Here is a 16611-nt window from a genome sequence, read left to right on the forward strand (position 1 = left end):
AAAGGAGTGGTAGGTAAAAAATGTTTTTATTGGATGTTATAGATCAAACCATCAAGAAGTTAAAATCGCAAACTGCAAATGTCATCACTTTAGCCAATTTATCATTAGGTGGATTTGCCATCGTGTTTGGTCTGCACGGGAATTTGCGATTAAGCTTATTGCTCATTTTTATTGCGGCGCTGGCAGATCGATTTGATGGAATGATCGCCCGAAAATTTAATATTGAGTCGGAATTAGGTAAACAATTAGATTCCATGAGTGATATTATATCATTTGGAGTTGCCCCTGCACTATTACTATACCAAGGAATTTTAAATGAATTCGGCGGCCCGGGTTCATTTTTCACTGTATTTTATATTGGCTGCGGTGCCTTTCGTTTAGCTAGGTTTAATATTACCGAAAGCAACGGCTACTTTACTGGTCTGCCGATTACAGCTGCTGGCTGTTTGGCAACCCTAAGCTTTTTGGCGATACCATACCTGCCGTCACAAACGTTCTTATTTATTATTATCATTCTTTCATTCCTTATGGTTAGCACCTTTAAGCTTAGAAAAGTTTAAAAATTCCAAATTTAATAAATTTGACTTACTTGGTTTTAGTACTAAGTAGGTCTTTTTTTTTATATTTCCTACCGCACTCAAATAAAATTAACTGGACAGACACAATTTCCCGTTTTCTTCATAGGAATTAATAATAGGCTAAAGTCCAATAAAGATACGGGGTGGAAGTGAATGTCTGGAATCTTAACGGCTCTTGGCTATTTGGTTAAGGAATTTTTATTTCTTGTATCTTACGTAAAGAACAACGCCTTTCCTCAACCCCTATCCGCTGCAGATGAAAGAAAGTACCTGCGCTTGATGGCAGAAGGGGATTCCCATGCGCGAAATATGTTGATTGAACACAATTTGCGGCTGGTTGCCCATATCGTAAAAAAATTTGAAAATACCGGTGAGGATTCTGAGGATTTAATCTCGATTGGAACGATTGGGTTAATCAAAGCCATCGAGAGTTATTCAGAGGGTAAAGGAACAAAGCTGGCCACGTATGCTGCACGTTGTATAGAGAATGAAATTTTAATGCACCTTCGCGCTTTAAAAAAGACAAAAAAAGATGTTTCCCTGCACGACCCGATTGGCCAGGATAAAGAAGGGAATGAAATTTCCTTAATCGATGTCTTGAAATCAGAATCGGAAGATGTTATTGATACGATCCAGCTGAATATGGAACTTGAAAAAATCAAGAAATATATCGAGGTTTTAGACAGCCGGGAAAAAGAAGTGATTATCGGCCGCTTTGGTCTTGATCTGCAAAAAGAAAAAACCCAGCGCGAAATTGCCAAAGAGCTTGGCATCTCAAGAAGCTATGTATCTAGGATTGAAAAGCGGGCTCTGATGAAAATGTTCCATGAATTTTACCGGGCCGAGAAGGAAAAAAAGAAAAAAAACTCATAAGAACAAAAGCGCAAGCGCCCTGTTCAGCGGCGTATGGCCTGGAGCTCTCCAACTGAGATAAAGGAAACACGAAGAGCGTAAGCGCATTCGTGCTTGACTTATCGTAGGGCGGAGAGCGAAGGACACTAGCCGCTAGGGCGCTGGAGCTGGACGTGTCTATCCTAGTAACAAATTATCCACGATGACTTAATCTATAATTTCCTAGACCGTAAAAAAGAGCAGGCTACTCCTGCTCTTTTTCCCCTTTTAAAAATAAATTATTCCACGTTTTCCCGCCATCTGGGCTTTCATAAAGGTCATTTTTGTAAGTAGTGAAGGCCATTTGGTTTGGATTCTTAGGATTTACTGCCAAATATGTAATCGGATTATCGTAGTCCAAGAATGGAATGGCAATATTCGTTTGCTCGGCCGTTGCAGGATCTAAAGTTTTTAAAAGTATTTTGTCGTTTTCAACACTACAAAATAAAAGTGAATCTCCGGCAAAAGTAACAGCAGTAACCATAAATGGCTCTGTCATAAGCTTCATCGTGTTTCCATTATCGGTGGAATAATAAATGCCTGACCGAGTAGACATGGCCATAATGTCTCCATTGACCGGGTGGACAGCCATCATTCCAAGCGAATCTGCTTGAAAGTCTTTGAATTTACTAGGCTGCCAGGTCTGCCCGTTATCTTTAGAATAATTCACACCAGTATTTAATTGGTCCGTCTCTTGATCACTGATCACATAAAGACCTTTACCTGAATAGCTTGAGGCCATGAAAACATAGTTACCTTTTCCATAAAAGGCCAGCTTTTTTAAGGTCTCCCCTTTATTATCGCTTTTAACAAGCCCAAGCGGATTTTTTAAACCTGTCCCTTTTTGCGGATGTCCGCTTGAGATAAAGCCATCTTCCACGGCCTGAAACCCCATATATTGATGACGGTTCGTTGTCGTTTCGAACCAATTTGCTTCCTTATATATCTTTAGACCATTACCCGCTGCTACATAGAGAGCGTCGTCATTACCAGGATAACCAATCCCATAGATCCGGTTAACCTTTATCGATTTTGCTTCTGTAACATCAAACTTCGGCAGTACAGCGGTTTTTTGATTCTGTTCAGTCTTTTTAGATTCCTTCGTATTATTTGTGCAGCCAGCAGCAGCCAAAATAAACACGATTAAAATCGTAAAGTAAATTAACTTATGACCCTTCACTTCTATTCCTCCAAGCGAGAATATTAATTCTTATCACTTATAACTCAGCCTTAGTATCATTGTCAAATAATCAGTTTATAGACATTCTTTCAGCAGGTGCCTATTCATGAAGGCATACAACCACATAGACTATTAAAAACAGGAAAAGGGGGTGTGTTAGATGGCTTTTGGTTACCCATACGCCCCCGCCGGCTTCGGGGCTCCCTATGCTGCATATTCAGCCCCTTGCGCACGGCGCGGCTGGATTTGGTTTGCAGTTGTGATTGTCCTTTTTATACTGCTGTTAATCTTCTTCGCCTGGTGGTGGTTTAGCTGTTTTTATTATTAAACTTTTTGTAGCTTATGCGTTTTGGCATAAGCTTTTTCTATACCGCCTTGCCATTTTGATGGAATTTTTTGAAAAATAACAATATAATTAAGAACGTACATATAAAAAGGAGGTCCCATTATGGCAGCGGTTACATATTCAGATATTTGGAATCTTGATGTGTTTTTTAAAGGAGGAAGCGATTCCCCGGAATTGCAGAATCACCTGAGACAAACCGAAGAATTGATTAACCTTTTCCAAACAAAAATAAATAACTGGACACCAAGCAACTCTGCCCAGGACAGTGCGTTCCTGCAAGAGGTGCTTCGTGATTTTGAGAAAACTGGAAAAAAGCTCCGTCAGGCAGGTGCATTTATCGGATGCCTGCTGGCACAAAATACCGAGGATAAAAAGGCGTACGCACTTGATGCACAGGTTACCGGATTAAGTGCAGCCTTCCAAACAGAGCTTGGAGCTTTTCACAATCTGCTGACATCAATAGACGATAAAGTATGGGATAACATTATATCTTTAGCTTCTTTAAAGGAGCTTGGCTTTATTTTATCGGAATGGCGTGATCGGGCCAAAGAGAAGCTTTCAAAAGAAGAGGAAGCACTCATTAACGCTCTTGGTGTCGACGGCTATCACAGCTGGGGCCAATTATATGACTTAATCGTCAGCAAAATCAAAGTTCAATATACCGACGAAAATGGTGAGGAAAAACAGCTGTCTGTCGGTCAGGCTTTCAATAAATTCTCCAACCCAGACAGAGAAATCCGACAAGCTGTTTTTGAAAACTGGGAGAAGGCATGGGGCGATCAGGCAGACTTCTTGGCAAAAACCTTAAATCATCTCTCCGGATTCCGTTTAAATGTATACAAAAAACGGGGTTGGGATGAGGTGTTAAAAGAACCCCTTAGCATCAACCGAATGAAAAAAGAGACGCTTGACACCATGTGGGCGGTCATCACAGAAAACAAGGAAAAACTCGTGAAATATTTAGAGCGGAAGGCACAGATCCTTGGCCTTGAAAAGTTAAGCTGGTTTGACCTTGATGCCCCATACGGCACAACAGAATCCAAACTTTCTTATCAGGAAGGCGCCCAATTTATTGAAGAAAACTTTGCAAAATTCGGCGAAAAGCTTTCAGCATTTGCCAAAATGGCGTTTGAGGAGCAGTGGATTGAAGCAGCAGACCGGCCAGGCAAAGCACCGGGCGGATTCTGTACCTATCTGCCAGAGAGCGAACAATCTCGCATTTTCATGACATACTCAGGCACGCCGTCAAATGTCTCCACATTAGCCCATGAGCTAGGACACGGCTTCCATACGTACGCAATGAGAGGCGTCCCGCACATCAACCGCTTATATGCGATGAACGTGGCCGAAACTGCCTCTACGTTTGCTGAGATGATTGTGGCCGACGCTTCTGTTAAGAGTGCGAAGAATGACGATGAAAAGCTGGTTCTCCTTGATGATAAGATTCAAAGAACCGTTGCTCTGTTGATGAATATCCATGCCCGCTTCCTGTTTGAAACCCGTTTTTACGAAGAAAGAAAGCAGGGACCTATTTCTGTTGAACGGTTAAATGAGATAATGTTAGAGGCACAAAAAGAAGCGTACTGTGACGCCCTTGAGGAGTATCATCCATTATTCTGGGCATCAAAGCTGCATTTCTTTATTACAGGTGTTCCGTTCTATAACTTCCCTTATACATTTGGGTATCTTTTCTCATTGGGGATCTACGCACAGGCACTAGCGGAAGGGAAAGGCTACGAAGAAAAATACATTTCCTTGCTGCGTGATACAGCATCCATGACAGTTGAAGACCTTGCAGCGAAACATCTTCAGGTAAACTTGACAGAAAAGGATTTCTGGGAAAAAGCTGTAGGTATCTGTTTGGATGACATCGATGAATTCTTGGAACTGACTGAAGGAAAATGAAGAACATTATAAAAGCATCGGCCAATTGGCCGATGCTTCTTTGTTATTCAACAACACTGATCTCAGCAGAGATTACACAGCCAATTGCGCCCGTAATAACGAAGGCTATTGCCACCATGAACATCTTCCCCACCCCTTAATGGATACTGCTTTCTTACCTTCAATTTATCATATTTTCACAGTATCTAACTTCAGGAAATGTGAACATTATGTTAACAAACTTCAATCCTAAAATGAAATTATGATTCCTTTTTATTAGACTTAAAAATAAGCGACAAAAGCAAAATATGCAGCGGCATACCGACTACTTCCCTATCCCAAATTCCCTTGGCTAAGTGGTATCTTTCAAATCCCAGAAATAAGCTCCTCTTCCCTGCATTAAATAAATCATTATAAAAACCACCTTTCATAATTTTAATTTTGTTCCCACTTACATAACACGGTACATAGATATTTGTCGGTCTTTGTTTTCTTCGTAAAGCTTGTTAATCCTTTCTTGATTAAGAGCTTCATCAAGGCTTTCTTTTCTTTTTGAAATCGTAATCGTTAAAAACAATATATTCAGGGTCATAATTATCACTTCCTTTAGTTAAACCCCTAATTTTTTCACTGCAGCCAAATTCTTGATTACATGAAATGATGCATAGAAATCTGGCGGTCCCTATTTTGCTCGTAAAGCTTTTCAACCATTTCCTGCTGAGCAGCTTCCTGCAATGTTACTGTTCTTTTTCGAATTGTGATGGTGAAGAATAGAATATTCAGTGTCATGTTTGATCACCTCCTTATAAAGTTATTTCTGTTAGTCCAACAACATTTTTAATTTATGCAGAACATATCCAATCGGCTCGCAAAAAGGGCACAAAAAGGCCGCAAGAAGATAGTTCCTTGCGGCCATTCCTGAAAAAAGGGCACAAAAATACCGCAAGGCGTCATTCTCCCTGCGGCATGGATATGTAGATGCAAATTAGCACTAAGCAGTCCATTCCAATCTGGTCGAATGCATGATATTCAAATATTCAGTTTCAGCCATTGCTTTCGGGAAACAACTCGTTACATTAATCGCTAATAACATTACCTTCGACCTCCTTTTTGGAATTTTTTACTTGCTACGGTAATTATATCCACATACAGGTGTTTTGTAAACCACTTTTCGAAAATTTTTTCAAAAATGGTTAAAAGTCCCATAGTATTAAGTGTTAGGCATCTTTTCAAAAATTTACTTACTGTTTATCGGAAATTTGTATGGTAAAGTGGTTTAGTAGATTTTTTAAAGAAGGGGTGAATCAGCTGTGAAGCAGAAAACGCGAAGTCTTTATGAGAAGATGGCTGATTTTAAGCGGTTTGGAACTGTTTTATTGGCTGTGGGTATCTTTTTCTTTATTGGTGTCATTATTCCGTCCGATATAAAAACGGATATGGATTTAAATATATGCATTCTATCCTCTATGTCCTTCTTGGCTGCATCGATACTTTTCTTTACTTTTTCCAAGCAATGCGAAATGAAATTGCATGAGATAGAGGATGGACAGGATTATTACTCGAAGAAATAAGCGCCTCTGCTGTGAATGAGGCGCTTTTTTGTTATTCAAGGAATGTACCTTATAAAGCCTTTACCATTTTCATAACTAAAGTCGCCGAATTTGTGGCTGCTTTATCGATAAACTGGTCAAAGGAAATTTCTGACTCTTTCCCAGCAATATCCGAAAGGGAACGAATAATCACAAATGGAACACCAAATCGAAAGGCGACCTGCGCAATTGCCGCTGCTTCCATTTCCACTGCCTGTAGATTTTTAAATTTCCCACGGATAAATTCCACTTTTTTAGGGTCCTCCATAAAGGAATCGCCTGTTGCAATTAAGCCTCTGACAATCTGGAAATTTTCCAACTCCTCTGCTGCTGCTTCGGCAATCGACATTAACTTTTCATCAGCCAAGAAAGCTGCCGGCAGCTGGGGTACCTGGCCATATTCATAATCAAAAGCCGTTACATCAACGTCGTGGTGGCGCACTTCTGTTGAAATGACAGCATCTCCCACATTAAGGTCTGGATTTAAACCGCCAGCAGAACCAGTGTTGATGATGCAATCTGGCTTATATTTATCCAATAGAATGGTTGTAGACATGGCGGCATTTACCTTACCAATGCCTGAACGTAACAGGATGACATCCTTGCCGTGCATTTTCCCAAAGGTAAATTCACAGCCAGCTACTTCTTCTTTTGTTTGTCCTTCAATATGGTCTCTTAGTAAGGTTACTTCCTCTTCCATTGCACCAATGATAGCAATTTTCATATGTATAAACCTCTCTCCTAAAAGCTTTTGCTTTATTTTTCGCTTAAACGATTGTTTTATTATTTTCTTCAAATTGATACATCGTATCCGCAAACATCATTGTACCTTTTTTGCTGACAGCTTTCTATCAAATCATTGATTTAGAATAAATATTTCATTAGAATTATGCATGGAAGGAGGTTGTATAGATGAATTTTCAACTTGATTTTATTGAAGATAAAGTGGAATTTTTTGAAGCCGGAGATTTAAAAACGCTGGAAAAGAAAATCGCGAACCAAATCGAGGTCAACAAAGGAATCCTGCTGGGGGTCCACTCCGTTTCCCATCAAGTCCATGTGAATGAAAAAGGACAAACCTACTTTTCGGCAGTGGTCCATTTTAAAAAGAAATAGGATGGAACCGGTTAAGGCCCATCCTGCTCACTATTGCTGGATTTCCGCTAATTCTTCGACCCTTGTCGGCATCCAGCCTTCGCCATCAACCCACTTGATATATACATTATATTTCTGCTGTTTATCCTTGGATGCAACTGTAGCAAAGGATGCATTAGCAGTAGTTTTATCCCGGCCGAGCCAGTAAACAGTCATATTGCCAGAATCCAGCCCAGTTGCATAGGAGACGGCCTTCAGCATTTCCTGCCAATCAACTGAAGATTGATCGTAGACAGCTGTATGTTCTCCTGTTTGCGTTGTACCTACTGGCTTCCAAGCTGGATTTTCAATGGTTTTTACCACATTAGGCGAAGTCCCTCCATCAGTAACAACAGCCTGTGAATCATCAGCTTTTTCTGGTGCTGTGGCTTCCTCGCTTTGTTTTACATCTTCCTCTTCGGCTGCTTTATCTTCTGAAGGCTTTTCCTTTTTCTTGGTCTCTTCAGCTTTTTTCTCTTTAGGTGCCGCCTGTTTTTGTTCTTGTTTCGGCGTTTCCTGTTTAGTCACAGCTTTCTCGTCACTTCCGGATGCAAAAATATTATAAGCTACCAAAATAATTAAGGCCAGGACAATGATAATTAAACTATTTAAGACAATATTCGTTTTTTTTCTTTTGGCACGGTAAGTAGACCGTGAATTTTGCTTGAAATCATTATTCAAAAATAATCCCTCCTAAAAAGCTAGGCTGTGAATATTTTAACATGATTTCAAAACAACTTGAAGGAATTTCCTCGATTTAACATTGAATTAAGCCATCAATCCTGCTCGGACAGCATTTTCACCATATCGGCAAATAATAAATTTACCCCTCCTTCATTTTCTGTCACATCCAAATTAACGGTTACTAGTGCATATTTTGGATTCTGATAGGGAAAATAGCCTGCAAACCACTTATTATGCAGCTGCTTGCCATCCTCATATTTACCAGTTTCAGCTGTACCGGATTTTCCGGCCACCTCATACGGGAGTTCCTTAAACCAGCGGCCCGTCCCATTTGGGTTCAATACGACCTCTCTCAGTAATTTTTGTAGTTTCATCGCCGTATATGGGGAAATGGAATCTCCTTTAAGCGGCTGTTCAGGGAAATTAACCATCGTAGTTCCGTTTTTATACTCTATTTTTGAAACGGCGCGGACCGATTCTTTCTTGCCGCCCCTAGCGATGCTCGCCATCATATTGGCAACCGCCAGTGGAGTTGCCCTGACCTCATTCTGGCCAATTCCGGACATTGCGGCAAAGTTCGGATCCTTTCTAGCCTCATCGGACAGAAAGACCCTGCCCTTGTCTTCATTATCAAACTGTTTGAAATCACTTGTATGATAAACGTCTCCCTGCCAACCGACAGAACCCGTTAAAGACAATTTCTCTGCATACACTTCCAAAAGATTTGGATCGATCTTTTGCAGCTCCTTCGCCAGTTCACCAAAGGTGCGATTACAGCTTCTGGCAAAACTATCCGTAAAATTTAACATGCCGTAATCATATTTTAATTCCGGTTTGCCATTGATTTTTTTACTGCAGTCAAACAGTCTGTTTGGATCATCAAGATTATGGTCAATTGCGGCCGCCGCAACAACTGTTTTAAAAACAGAACCCATGATTTGCTGCTTCAGCATTCTATTAGTAATGCCTGTCCCGCTGTAAGGATCCTTCTTATTGACGTCAGGCCTTGAAACCATAGCCAGAACACTGTTATCCTCGATGTTCAGCAGAACCAGTCCACCTTTTTTAATTTGATACTTATCAACCAGCTCCTCGGCTTTTTGCTGAATTGTTTTATCAATGGTTGTCCGAACATTGACAGGATAAAATGGATTAGCCGGGTCAACATATTTTACGTTTATGCCAAATAAAGGCGCCCCTCCCCCGTCTACATGGTAGACAAGCTTCGATTTCCCTTCAGGAAGCAGGAATTCATCAAAGCTTTCCTCAAGCCCAGAAACACCTATTAAGGTTTTCTCGGACAGCTCTTTATTAGGATAGCGCTTTTGCAATTCGGCTGCATTTTCTCCTGTCAGTCCAAGCAATTGTTCTGCCGGCACATTGGCCCGTTCAAATTTCTTCTCTATCGCAAATACGCCAGGTATGTTTAACGCATTGATTCTTTCCATCTGTGAAGGTGTCAATTCAATTGGGGCCGGGTCACCATAGGCAAATGGCTTTTTCGCTGAGTTCACCGCATTTTTCAGAGCAATTTCCGATATGCCTGAGATGTCGGACACCTTTTTAATATCCCAGTCCAACTTTTTTAGGAATGGGAATAAGACAAGTACACTGACTTTTTTATGTGTCAGCATGGTGCCGTTTCGGTCCAGAAAGTTCCCCCTCCCATTATCAATCACCAGTTCCTGTGTCCTCTGCTGGACGCTGTCTTCAAGCAAATTCACATTATGCTTGGAAAAGGTTTCCGTCTCAAACAATTGAATTTGCATAAGACGCCCCATTAAAAGCATAAAGCAAACGATACAAATTATAAGCCAGCCTTTTGCTCTTCTTCTCCACATAAAAAACACCTCGTCAAAAGTTTTGACGAGGTTTAGCGTTTTCAAACTATTCAGGCTGATTTTTCCTTATTTTATACTAACAATACGGACACTCATCTCGCCGCCAGGGGTTTGGACAGATACTTGGTCCCCTACCTTTTTGCCCATTAAGCTCTTGGCAATTGGAGAGTCGTTGGAAATTTTCCCTTCGAACGGATCTGCCTCTGCACTACCGACAATTGTATAGGTTTCTTCATCGCCGTCCGGAAGCTCAACAAATGTTACTGAGCTGCCTAGAGACACAGTATCCCCTGCCAATTCACCTTCACTGATAATCTTGGCATTGCGGATCATATTTTCTAACGTAGTGATTCTGCCTTCAACAAAAGCTTGCTCTTCTTTAGCAGAATCGTACTCGGAGTTTTCAGATAAATCCCCAAAACTTCTGGCGATTTTAATTCTTTCTACTACCTCTTTACGCTTAACCGTTTTTAAATATTCAAGTTCCTGTTCTAATTTTTCTTTTCCTGCCTGAGTCATTGGAAAAACTTTTTCTGCAGCCAAAACCCTCACTCCTTCTGATCTCACAACCCCCATAGATTGTGTATGTATGGTATGTAAGCATTATGCCAATTGGCAAAAAATTGATAGCAGCGCGTCCTATTACAGGGCGCGCAGCTAATATTCATCCATTTTGTGGACATTTTTAGGATTATCACTTGCTATTGTTTCATAAAAATGACTTTTGTTCAAGAATTGTTTGAATTTTTGTGACCATTAAATCAATCGCCACATGATTATGCCCGCCTTCAGGAATAATGATATCTGCATAGCGCTTGGTCGGCTCAATAAATTGGTTATGCATCGGGCGGACAACATTGACATATTGGTCTATAACCGAATCAAGTGTACGCCCGCGTTCCTGAATATCTCGCTGGAGGCGGCGGATAATACGAATATCCGCATCGGTATCGACGAATAATTTAATATCCATTAAATCACGGAGCCGCTCGTCCTCAAGAACCAAAATTCCCTCTAAGATGATAACATCCTTCGGCTCTACATCAATTACCTGGTCAGAGCGTGTATGAATGGAATAATCATATACCGGCTTTTCAATCGGCTCATACCTCAAGAGCTGTTCGATATGCTCGATAAGTAAATCCGTATCAAAGGCAAGCGGATGATCATAATTCGTTTTTAACCGCTCCTCAAACGGCAGATGGCTTTGGTCTTTATAATAATAATCCTGTTCAAGCATTAAAATCGAGTGACCCTTAAAGCTTTCATATATCGCTTTTGACACACTCGTTTTACCGGAGCCTGACCCTCCGGCAACACCGATCACAACCGGCCTATGCATCATGCTAGTTCTCCTTTCGCATCATGTTGTTAGGATAAACCGGTTTGTCCATTTTAAATCGTACAATTTGAAGCGGATGTCTTGCCGCATCCAATTCATTTCCTTTTTCATCCCAAACCTTATCGATTACATGGGTAAAGTTCTCAATTTCCGGTCCAAAGAATTCAACTTCATCACCAGGTTTGAAGTGATTACGCTGCTGCAGGGTAACCATTTGCGTTTCATTGTCATAATCCAAGACAAGACCGACAAATTCAAAACTAGTCTTTTTGCTATGATTACCAAACATTTGCTCTTTATACCCGGGAACACCCTCGAAAAAGGCCGTAGCCGTTTCACGGTTGGCACATTTATCAAGCTCTTCAAGCCATTCCTTCTTAATCACAAAATTATCAGGATCCGCACAGTACGCATCAATCACTTTTCGGTAGACACTTACGACAGTGGCAATATAGTGAATGGACTTCATCCGTCCTTCAATTTTCAAGCTGTCGATGCCCAGCTCAATCATTTTCGGAATGGACTGAATAAGGTTTAAATCCTTCGGACTCATCGCGAACGGAGAATCACCCTCAGCAAATAAGGCATTTTCATCCATGCCCTCTAACTGATACAAGTCATAATCCCAGCGGCATGATTGACAGCAGCCGCCGCGGTTAGAATCGCGGGCTGTCATGTGATTAGAGAGAGTACAACGGCCGGAATAAGCGATACACATCGCTCCATGGATGAAGGTCTCAATTTCAATATCCACCTTCTCCTTCATTTCACGGATTTCTTCCGCACTTGTTTCCCGGGCCAATACGACACGCTCAAGCCCCTCTTCCTGCCAGAATTGAATGGCTTTCCAGTTAGAAAGAGATTGCTGTGTGCTTAAATGAACTTCAATTTCAGGTGCAAGCCTGCGGCAGGTTTCAATAATCAGCGGGTCTGCCACGATAATTCCCGCAATTCCCGCGTCTTTTAGTCCTAGAATATATTCTTCCAGACCGGGAATATTTTCATTATGAGCATAAATATTAGTGGTTACATAAATTTTAGCCCCGTACTTTTTCGCAAACTCTACGCCTTCTTTGATTTCTTCTTGAGAGAAATTGTCGGCATTGGAGCGCAGTCCGTATTCCTGTCCGCCGATAAATACGGCATCAGCACCATAATGAACAGCGATTTTTAATTTTTCAAGATTGCCTGCAGGAGCTAGGAGTTCCGGCTTTTTGACAATGACGCGTTTTCCATCAATAATCTCTGAAATCTTATCTTTTACAGTACTCATGATTTGAACTCCTCCCTTTCTTAATTAGTAAACTGTCTCTTTAAAATAGAATCCTGTATCTAATGGGCGGTTAGCCGGCTGGATTTGTTCAATCGCCTCTAACAGCTCGTCCTTTTTGTCCTCATAATTGTCCGAGTCTTCAAAATAAAGGTCAATGGCTTCGCGGTATAATTTTGTAACAGCTAAAATATATTCCGGACTCTTTAAGATTCCATCAATTTTAAACGAATCAACTCCGGCCTCAAGCATATCCTGCAGCTCATCGATAATGCAGATATCATTTGGGCTCATAATATGAGTTCCATTTTCATCTTCAAAAATCGGGTATTTGTTCTCGCGTTCATTATCGTGGAGGAACATATTCTTTTGCTGTTTGCGGTTTTCGATTTCCATGACTTTGCCTTGGTACTCAAAATAGTTGCCTAAGAGCGAACGCTTCGATTGAAACATGCAGCTCATTCCATGAACGAGAACTTCAATTTCAACCTCTGCTTGTTCCTTTATTTCCACGATTGAATCCATGTTAATTTCGCGGGCAAGGACAGCTCTTTTCGCTCCTTTTCTGCCCCAATAGTTACAGGTATACCAGTTGGTACCAGTTGTCTCGGTGCTCCAATGCAGCTTCATTTCCGGAGCTGTTTCTTTCGCAGCCATTAATACAGCCGGATCGCCAAATATAATAGCATCAGCCTTTGCATCAGATACAAAGCGAATATAATCGTTCAGCTCTGGAAGTTTATCATTATGAAAAATGGCATTCATAGCCACATATACTTTTTTTCCTTTTGAGTGAGCCAGTTCAATAGCTTTTTGCACGTCACTTCGAGTAAATTCCCCTGCAAGTCTCAAGCCGTAGCGCTGCTCCCCAACAACAAAGGCATCAGCCCCTGCCTCTGCCAATGGCAAAATGTCATTAACAGAAATGGGAGTTACCAATAGTTCTGTCTTTTTCATTTTCATTCACCTCTTCGTTTACTGATTGCGACCCCATCACCGACTGGGAGAATAACCGTATCAAAATCCTTATGATTCATTAACCAGCGGTTAAATTCGTCTATTTTTTTGACAAGGTTCCGCGTCCTTTTAGATTCTATATCCGATTCTGCAACAAGACCTTTAAACAATACATTATCCGTAATAATCAAACCGTCTGCTTTTAAATATTTTGAGTAAATTTCAAAGAATTTTTGATATTGCCCCTTAGCCGCATCAATAAAAATAGCATCGTAGGGAGCATGGCCTCTTACACGCTCTTCAACATCCAGCGCATCTCCTTCGATGAGAAAAATATTTTCATGGTAATCGGACCTAGCAATAAATTCTTTTGCTAATTGAATGCGTTCTTCATCCCGCTCAATCGTGATAATATTCGAATCCGGAAGTGCAAAAGCCATTCTCAATGCAGAGTAGCCAATGGCGGTGCCCACTTCAAGGATATTTTTAGCACCATGGATTCTTAGCATTTGAAGCATCGCTTCCATTCCGGCCAGCTCCATGATTGGAACATGATGCTCGTTGGCATAACTCTCCATTTCCATTAACAAAGAATGACGCTCCGGAATTAGACCTTCTATATAAGAATGCAGCTTTTCATTTAACAAGCTGCTTCACCTCAATCCTTTTAAACTGCATTGTTGCCAAAATATAGCTCTTTAGACATAAAAAATAGCGTTCACAGAAAAACAACGAACCGAGTGATATTCATTCGGACCATTGACACTGGCAGTAAACCGCCAAAATAACCTGTGAGTGACGCTATAGATACCTTATGAAACACTTTAGTATTCTACCATAAAAAAAGAGGGAATGCGAATAATTCCCTCGGGTGACGTACTATTTTTTACTGGAAATATGCTTGGCTTTTTCCTGATTGTGTTCTTCTAGCGTTTTAGTGAAAATAACCGTGCCGTCCGCGGTTGCCAGGAAATAATAATAATCCGTTTGTTCCGGTTCTAACGCAGCTTCAATGGATGATTTTCCTGCATTAGCAATAGGGCCTGGTGGAAGTCCGGGATTTTTATACGTATTGTAAGGAGAATTCACTTCCAAATCCTTATAGACCACTCTTTCCTTATGCTTACCTTGGGCATATAGAACGGTTGGATCCGTCTGCAGCGGCATCCCCTTTTCCATCCGATTATAAAAGACGCTGGAAATCTTTTTTCGGTCAGCTTTCTCCGTGGCCTCTTCCTCAACCAAGGATGCCATTGTAAGGAGCTGATGAACGGACAGCTTTTTATCTTTCGCCTCATCTGTGTAGTCAGCTAGAACTTCTCTCGTTTTATCAAGCATGGCTGTAACCATTTCCTCAACAGATGGATTCGGTTTAAAGAATGGATAGGTGGCTGGATATAAATACCCCTCTAGCGGGTACATGATTGAAGGGTTCAAGATTTCATTCGTTAGAATATCAGGGTATTTTGCCATTAATGTTTTTATAAATTCTTTATCATTCAATTTAGCAAGTACCTGGGCTTCATCCTGATTTGTTGCCTTCGCCATAATGGCCGCAATTTCCTTCAGCTGTTTTCCTTCTGGTATTGCAATTTTAAACGATGCCTTGGCAAGGACCTTGCCTGTTTTCAAGCGGCTGACAATTTCAGGAACATCCATGGAAGGACTTAATTGATAGTCCCCCGCCATAAAGCCGCCTTCATTTTTGAGCTTTACATAATATTTGAACACCTTGGCATCCTTAATGATCCCGTTTTGCTCAAGCCTTTCACCTATCCCAGTTACTGAGGAGCCAATCGGAATTTCCACATTTTTCTGCACTTTGCTGCTAGAATCTACGGGTTTAAGTGCTGATTGTATATAGAGGTATCCCCCGCCGCCAATGAGGACGATGGTGACCGCCAATATAATCGTAATAATTAACACAATTCTTCTGACGATTCGTGCTTCACTCTGATGTTCGAGCATTTTTTGCCGAATTACATGTTTCTTGTCTTCTGTCATCTAATTTCCCCCTCCCTGTTAGCTCGGGTGCTTTATTTATTCTATATTAAACTTGAACCATGTCGTAATAATTTCAGCATAAGGTAGGAAAAATGTCAATTTTACATTTAATTTGTCGACGGAAATTGGACGATAAAAAAATAAAGGAACCAGCTTTGACAGCTGATTCCTCCTGAGTGTTATTCTTCTTCTTCTTCATCTTGGATGAAGGTATTGTATACTTCTTCAATGATGTCCCATTCTTCATCGGTTGTGACAGGTGATAATTCTCCAATTTCGCCTTCTTCAGTAGGGATGTAGGAATAGGCGTGGACAACGACTTCCTCATCATCCTCTGCCTCACCAACCGGATAACATAAAACGTATGACTTTTCGAATTCATCAGATTCAAAGGTAAACAGAATTTCAAATAACTCCTCGTCACCGTTTTCATTGATCAGGGTAATATATTGTTCATCATCATAATGGTGTTCGTGCGCCATTTTTTCACCTCATTATTTTTTACTATCCAAATAGCCTTGAAGAATCATGGCGGCCGCCATTTTATCTATGACTTTCTTCCGCTTTTTCCTGCTGACATCTGCTTCAAGCAGGATTCGTTCTGCTGCCATAGTGGTCAGCCGCTCGTCCCATAAAACGGTTTGAACGGCAAACCGGCGTTCCAGTTCTTCCGCATAATACTGACTTGCCTCTCCGCGCGGTCCGATTGTACCGTTCATATTCTTTGGAAAGCCTACTACTACAGTATTAATTTGATTTTCGTTGATTAATTGGCCAATTTCCTCAAAACCGAACTGTTTTTTTTCTTCATCAATTTTGAGTGTTTTCAGGCCTTGCGCGGTCCACCCAAGTTCATCACTTAAGGCGATTCCAACTGTCTTTGAACCTACATCTAAACCCATTAAACGCAT

20 protein-coding genes are annotated in these 16611 nt (G+C 40.9%); 6 read left to right on the plus strand and 14 right to left on the minus strand.

Features of this window, described 5'->3' with window-relative positions; translation table 11 throughout:
• The first annotated feature begins 20 nt into the window (after window positions 1-20).
• Window positions 21-560, plus strand: a complete 540-nt coding sequence (gene pssA, locus ACZ5B7_RS23070) for a CDP-diacylglycerol--serine O-phosphatidyltransferase (protein WP_213120099.1) — start codon at window positions 21-23, stop codon at window positions 558-560.
• Between the two features lie 171 nt (window positions 561-731).
• Complete coding sequence (sigK, locus tag ACZ5B7_RS23075) at window positions 732-1451, plus strand: RNA polymerase sporulation sigma factor SigK (protein WP_213144785.1); 720 nt, start codon at window positions 732-734, stop codon at window positions 1449-1451.
• A 223-nt stretch (window positions 1452-1674) separates the two neighbouring features.
• Here sigK and ACZ5B7_RS23080 read toward each other — a convergent pair whose 3' ends face one another.
• Window positions 1675-2649 carry a F510_1955 family glycosylhydrolase gene (locus ACZ5B7_RS23080; RefSeq protein ID WP_464491115.1) on the minus strand — a complete coding sequence of 325 codons (975 nt, stop codon included), beginning with the start codon at window positions 2647-2649 and terminating at the stop codon, window positions 1675-1677.
• Window positions 2650-2809: 160 nt separating this feature from the next.
• On the opposite strand from ACZ5B7_RS23080, the gene ACZ5B7_RS23085 reads away from it, so the two are divergent.
• Window positions 2810-2977, plus strand: coding sequence for a hypothetical protein (locus tag ACZ5B7_RS23085; RefSeq protein ID WP_464491116.1), 168 nt, complete (start codon window positions 2810-2812; stop codon window positions 2975-2977).
• Window positions 2978-3097: 120 nt separating this feature from the next.
• Window positions 3098-4900, plus strand: a complete 1803-nt coding sequence (locus tag ACZ5B7_RS23090; protein ID WP_464491117.1) for a M3 family oligoendopeptidase — start codon at window positions 3098-3100, stop codon at window positions 4898-4900.
• Window positions 4901-5330: 430 nt separating this feature from the next.
• Here ACZ5B7_RS23090 and ACZ5B7_RS23095 read toward each other — a convergent pair whose 3' ends face one another.
• Together ACZ5B7_RS23095 and ACZ5B7_RS23100 are read right to left on the minus strand one after the other, a co-directional pair.
• Entirely contained in the window at window positions 5331-5471 is a 141-nt protein-coding gene (locus ACZ5B7_RS23095) for a YrzI family small protein (RefSeq protein ID WP_213144781.1), read from the minus strand.
• A 56-nt stretch (window positions 5472-5527) separates the two neighbouring features.
• The gene (locus ACZ5B7_RS23100) at window positions 5528-5668 is read right to left on the minus strand and encodes a YrzI family small protein (RefSeq protein ID WP_464491118.1); all 141 of its coding nucleotides are present in this window, start codon (window positions 5666-5668) and stop codon (window positions 5528-5530) included.
• A gap of 521 nt (window positions 5669-6189) precedes the next feature.
• On the opposite strand from ACZ5B7_RS23100, the gene ACZ5B7_RS23105 reads away from it, so the two are divergent.
• Complete coding sequence (locus ACZ5B7_RS23105) at window positions 6190-6450, plus strand: YrhC family protein (RefSeq protein ID WP_464491119.1); 261 nt, start codon at window positions 6190-6192, stop codon at window positions 6448-6450.
• Between the two features lie 49 nt (window positions 6451-6499).
• On the opposite strand, the gene mtnN is transcribed toward ACZ5B7_RS23105, so the two are convergent.
• Window positions 6500-7192 (minus strand): 5'-methylthioadenosine/S-adenosylhomocysteine nucleosidase, encoded by a 693-nt coding sequence (mtnN, locus tag ACZ5B7_RS23110; RefSeq protein ID WP_423799154.1) that lies wholly within the window; start codon window positions 7190-7192, stop codon window positions 6500-6502.
• 188 nt (window positions 7193-7380) lie between these two features.
• Here mtnN and ACZ5B7_RS23115 point away from each other — a divergent pair, with 188 nt between their 5' ends.
• A complete protein-coding gene (locus ACZ5B7_RS23115; protein ID WP_213120089.1) occupies window positions 7381-7584 on the plus strand; it encodes a YrzA family protein in 204 nt (67 codons plus the stop codon).
• Between the two features lie 30 nt (window positions 7585-7614).
• Here the strand turns inward: ACZ5B7_RS23115 and ACZ5B7_RS23120 are convergent, their stop codons facing one another.
• The 10 genes from ACZ5B7_RS23120 to ruvX form a co-directional block, all read right to left on the minus strand.
• The gene (locus tag ACZ5B7_RS23120) at window positions 7615-8283 is read right to left on the minus strand and encodes a YrrS family protein (protein WP_464491120.1); all 669 of its coding nucleotides are present in this window, start codon (window positions 8281-8283) and stop codon (window positions 7615-7617) included.
• A gap of 95 nt (window positions 8284-8378) precedes the next feature.
• Window positions 8379-10127, minus strand: a complete 1749-nt coding sequence (locus tag ACZ5B7_RS23125) for a peptidoglycan D,D-transpeptidase FtsI family protein (RefSeq protein WP_464491121.1) — start codon at window positions 10125-10127, stop codon at window positions 8379-8381.
• A 66-nt stretch (window positions 10128-10193) separates the two neighbouring features.
• A complete protein-coding gene (gene greA, locus ACZ5B7_RS23130; protein WP_423799157.1) occupies window positions 10194-10670 on the minus strand; it encodes a transcription elongation factor GreA in 477 nt (158 codons plus the stop codon).
• A gap of 166 nt (window positions 10671-10836) precedes the next feature.
• On the minus strand, window positions 10837-11472 hold the full coding sequence (gene udk / locus ACZ5B7_RS23135) for a uridine kinase (RefSeq protein ID WP_213144773.1): 636 nt from the start codon (window positions 11470-11472) through the stop codon (window positions 10837-10839).
• A 1-nt stretch (window position 11473) separates the two neighbouring features.
• Window positions 11474-12742 carry a peptidase U32 family protein gene (locus tag ACZ5B7_RS23140; protein ID WP_464491122.1) on the minus strand — a complete coding sequence of 423 codons (1269 nt, stop codon included), beginning with the start codon at window positions 12740-12742 and terminating at the stop codon, window positions 11474-11476.
• Window positions 12743-12766: 24 nt separating this feature from the next.
• The gene (locus ACZ5B7_RS23145; protein WP_464491123.1) at window positions 12767-13696 is read right to left on the minus strand and encodes a peptidase U32 family protein; all 930 of its coding nucleotides are present in this window, start codon (window positions 13694-13696) and stop codon (window positions 12767-12769) included.
• Window positions 13697-13698: 2 nt separating this feature from the next.
• The gene (locus tag ACZ5B7_RS23150; protein ID WP_464491124.1) at window positions 13699-14343 is read right to left on the minus strand and encodes an O-methyltransferase; all 645 of its coding nucleotides are present in this window, start codon (window positions 14341-14343) and stop codon (window positions 13699-13701) included.
• Between the two features lie 232 nt (window positions 14344-14575).
• Window positions 14576-15700, minus strand: coding sequence for an endolytic transglycosylase MltG (gene mltG, locus ACZ5B7_RS23155; RefSeq protein WP_423799161.1), 1125 nt, complete (start codon window positions 15698-15700; stop codon window positions 14576-14578).
• 179 nt (window positions 15701-15879) lie between these two features.
• Window positions 15880-16182, minus strand: coding sequence for a DUF1292 domain-containing protein (locus ACZ5B7_RS23160; protein ID WP_213120080.1), 303 nt, complete (start codon window positions 16180-16182; stop codon window positions 15880-15882).
• Between the two features lie 12 nt (window positions 16183-16194).
• Complete coding sequence (ruvX, locus tag ACZ5B7_RS23165) at window positions 16195-16611, minus strand: Holliday junction resolvase RuvX (protein WP_423799162.1); 417 nt, start codon at window positions 16609-16611, stop codon at window positions 16195-16197.

Source organism: Neobacillus sp. S1115, assembly GCF_055385565.1.

What these genes read in the sequence shown, in the direction of transcription:
- pssA (WP_213120099.1), top strand. Translation starts at nt 21, where the DNA reads ATGTTTTTATTGGATGTTATAGATCAAACCATCAAGAAGTTAAAATCG.
- sigK (WP_213144785.1), top strand. Translation starts at nt 732, where the DNA reads ATGTCTGGAATCTTAACGGCTCTTGGCTATTTGGTTAAGGAATTTTTA.
- ACZ5B7_RS23085 (WP_464491116.1), top strand. Translation starts at nt 2,810, where the DNA reads ATGGCTTTTGGTTACCCATACGCCCCCGCCGGCTTCGGGGCTCCCTAT.
- ACZ5B7_RS23090 (WP_464491117.1), top strand. Translation starts at nt 3,098, where the DNA reads ATGGCAGCGGTTACATATTCAGATATTTGGAATCTTGATGTGTTTTTT.
- ACZ5B7_RS23095 (WP_213144781.1), bottom strand. Translation starts at nt 5,471, where the DNA reads ATGACCCTGAATATATTGTTTTTAACGATTACGATTTCAAAAAGAAAA.
- ACZ5B7_RS23100 (WP_464491118.1), bottom strand. Translation starts at nt 5,668, where the DNA reads ATGACACTGAATATTCTATTCTTCACCATCACAATTCGAAAAAGAACA.
- mtnN (WP_423799154.1), bottom strand. Translation starts at nt 7,192, where the DNA reads ATGAAAATTGCTATCATTGGTGCAATGGAAGAGGAAGTAACCTTACTA.
- ACZ5B7_RS23115 (WP_213120089.1), top strand. Translation starts at nt 7,381, where the DNA reads ATGAATTTTCAACTTGATTTTATTGAAGATAAAGTGGAATTTTTTGAA.
- ACZ5B7_RS23125 (WP_464491121.1), bottom strand. Translation starts at nt 10,127, where the DNA reads ATGTGGAGAAGAAGAGCAAAAGGCTGGCTTATAATTTGTATCGTTTGC.
- udk (WP_213144773.1), bottom strand. Translation starts at nt 11,472, where the DNA reads ATGATGCATAGGCCGGTTGTGATCGGTGTTGCCGGAGGGTCAGGCTCC.
- ACZ5B7_RS23140 (WP_464491122.1), bottom strand. Translation starts at nt 12,742, where the DNA reads ATGAGTACTGTAAAAGATAAGATTTCAGAGATTATTGATGGAAAACGC.
- ACZ5B7_RS23145 (WP_464491123.1), bottom strand. Translation starts at nt 13,696, where the DNA reads ATGAAAAAGACAGAACTATTGGTAACTCCCATTTCTGTTAATGACATT.
- mltG (WP_423799161.1), bottom strand. Translation starts at nt 15,700, where the DNA reads ATGACAGAAGACAAGAAACATGTAATTCGGCAAAAAATGCTCGAACAT.
- ACZ5B7_RS23160 (WP_213120080.1), bottom strand. Translation starts at nt 16,182, where the DNA reads ATGGCGCACGAACACCATTATGATGATGAACAATATATTACCCTGATC.
- ruvX (WP_423799162.1), bottom strand. Translation starts at nt 16,611, where the DNA reads ATGCGTTTAATGGGTTTAGATGTAGGTTCAAAGACAGTTGGAATCGCC.